Source organism: Candidatus Cloacimonadota bacterium (genome assembly GCA_034661015.1).
GTDB lineage: Bacteria > Cloacimonadota > Cloacimonadia > JGIOTU-2 > JGIOTU-2 > JAYEKN01.
In genome coordinates, this window is record JAYEKN010000279.1 from 1 (window position 1) to 1,592 (window position 1,592).

Consider the following 1,592-nt stretch of genomic DNA (forward strand, 5'->3'; position numbering starts at 1 on the left):
GCCCAGAGTTAAATGAAAAAAATCAAACCTGCCTGAAAACACTACCCAGAATAGAAAAAGAATCAAAAACGTGATAAAAAAAGACGCTTTGTTTTGCCCTGTTTTCATTTGCTCTGTTTTCAAAAGAAAAACTCCATTCTTAATTTTTTAACGACCCACATGGCAGACAGGTCTGCCACAACAAAAATGAAACTCCCATGACCACAGAACATTGGACGGAATTTCATATTGGTTTGTGTATCCAAGTTTTTCAAAGATGTCAAACACTTTTTTTAAAAAAATCACAAAAGACGCAGATTCCACCATTTTGGCTCAATGGCAATACCACAATTAAGCAAAATCCAAGGAATTGCTAATTAATTGAATTTACAGGCTGTCCCGCCTTATGTTGGCAGCCGAAAAAACTACCTGTATAATCATTAAAAGTATTATTTGTTTGACAATACTATTTAAAAATATTATTTGTATTGTAACTCAACTTTCTGGATTGTGCAGGTCAAGGCCTGGACGCTGCGTGAGATAGGGTTTTGAGACTTTAACCGGTAAAATTAAGGTCAGAAAGTTGAGTATGTAATATAATCGGCATACCCTGAAGGGCAGAAACTTGCCGGAGCATGGTTATTGCTCATCGGTCACAATACCCTAAAGGGCAGAAACCAAAAAATGAAAGTCAATGATTACAGTCGTTTATACGGACTTTCATATAAAAAACCTGGAGGCAGCAGGTGTATAAAATCCACAAACAAATACAAACAAGACGAAAAAATCTTAATTTGCTCCAGAAAGACATGGAAAAGCTAATTGGCATGAAGCAGGCTCAATACCAAAAAATTGAGGCTGGAGGAAATATCAAGCTTAAGACATTAGAAAGGGTTTTAAAGGTATTAAAACTTCAAATTGTACTTATTCCGACCGAAGAGTTAAGCCTTGTCATGCCATTTCTTGATCTTGATAAGACAAAAAACGTTCAGGATACAGATGACCCTTTTTCAATATTAGAAAAATTCCAGGTGTTAGATGATGAATAAGAAACCACAGCAGGTCAGAGTGTTAGAAATAAAATTATTTGATATACAAGCTGGATTTCTTGCAGGTTACAGGGATGGCAGAAACATATTCACGTTTTCCCATGATTATATAAATATTGATGAAAATTCCAGGCCGGTTTTTTCGTTAAAATACTACAATCAAAGTGAAAATGCATTTACAAGGCAGTTGACAAGCAGCCAGAAACTGCATCCGATCTTTTCAAATTTATTACCGGAAGGTGAATTGCGTGAATATATTGTAAGAAATCTTAAAATTCATTCAGATCATGAATTTATGATGCTTTCTCACTTGGGAAGAGATTTGCCTGGTGCATTGATTGCCACAGAATTAACTGCTGACCGGATTCCACCCTATGCTCTCCAAGGCCGCACCAGAATAGAACCCATAGTTATATCAGACAATGATAGTGAAAATAATAAATTTTCTTTATCTGGTGTTTTAATGAAATTTTCAATGGTGGAAGAAAACAAAAAGTTTTTTATCTCAAAAGCAAAAAATATTGGTAAATGGATAGTTAAAATACCATCAACACGCTTCAGGCA

The 1,592-nt window shown here is 35.2% G+C and carries 2 protein-coding genes; both read left to right on the forward strand.

Going from position 1 to position 1,592, the window contains the following annotated elements:
- Positions 1-725 precede the first annotated feature (725 nt).
- Positions 726-1,028, forward strand: coding sequence for a helix-turn-helix transcriptional regulator (locus tag U9P79_09745; GenBank protein ID MEA2104904.1), 303 nt, complete (start codon positions 726-728; stop codon positions 1,026-1,028).
- A partial coding sequence (locus tag U9P79_09750) for a HipA N-terminal domain-containing protein (GenBank protein MEA2104905.1) occupies positions 1,018-1,592 on the forward strand: 575 nt, incomplete at its 3' end. The genes U9P79_09745 and U9P79_09750, both read left to right, overlap by 11 nt.